The sequence below is a fragment of the Bradyrhizobium sp. 179 genome (genome assembly GCF_023073535.1).
Classification (GTDB): Bacteria; Pseudomonadota; Alphaproteobacteria; order Rhizobiales; family Xanthobacteraceae; genus Bradyrhizobium.
In genome coordinates, this window is record NZ_JADPJR010000112.1 from 1 (window position 1) to 891 (window position 891).

General features: G+C 64.8%; 1 protein-coding gene. It reads left to right on the forward strand.

Annotated elements, in window-relative coordinates; genetic code table 11:
* Positions 1-77: 77 nt before the first annotated feature.
* Positions 78-891, forward strand: an 814-nt coding sequence (locus tag IVB12_RS26575) for a transposase (RefSeq protein ID WP_247303504.1), incomplete at its 3' end; no start/stop codon positions are given.

Genomic DNA, 891 nt, shown 5'->3' on the forward strand with positions numbered 1-891 from the left:
CTGGATAAGTGCGGCAGAATGACTCGGCAGCTATTTTGAGCGTGGCACGCGCGGCGGCGATGTGCTCGAAATAGCACATGAGCATCGCGGCGCTACGCGGCGAAAACGAACGCCTCAAGGCGCTTTTGGCGCAAACGCAGGCGGCCTTGAGCGAGCATCAGGGGGCGCTGGCGGCGTCGGAGGAAGCGCGACGTCGGCTGGAGATCATTCTCGGCGAATTGCGACGCGAGAAGTTCGGCGCGAAGTCCGAGAAGCTGCGGCCAGATCAGTATCACTTGCCGCTGGAAGACGTGGAGATCGCGCAAGGCATCCTGGACGCGGCGCAGGAGAGAGCCGAGACTGTGATCAATGGCCGATCGCGGAACGTGCCGGATCAAGGTCCTCATCGCAATCGCGGCTGCTTGCCTGCCCATTTGCCGCGGGTGGAACGGATCATCGAGCCTGCGAGCACGCTCTGTCCGTGCGGTTGCGGTGCCATGGCGAAGATCGGCGAGGACGTCAGCAAACGGCTCGACGTGATCCCGGCGCAATGGCGGGTGTTGGTCACGCGCCGCCCGAAATACATCTGTCGCCGCTGCGCGGGCCCCGTCGTGCAGGCGCACGCACCGGAGCACGTCGTGCCCGGCGGGCTGCCGACCGAAGCGGCCATCGCGCACGTGATCGTCTCCAAATTTGGCGATCATACGCCATTTTACCGTCAGGCCGAGATCTATGCGCGCCAGGGTATCCGGCTTGATCGGGCGACGCTGGGCAACTGGTCCGGCCGCGCCTGCTTCCATCTTCAGCCCATCGCGGACCACATGCGCCACCACCTGGCCATGGCGGATCGGCTGTTCATGGATGAGACCAAGGCGCCGGTACTCGATCCGGGGCGCGGCCAAACGAAGAAGG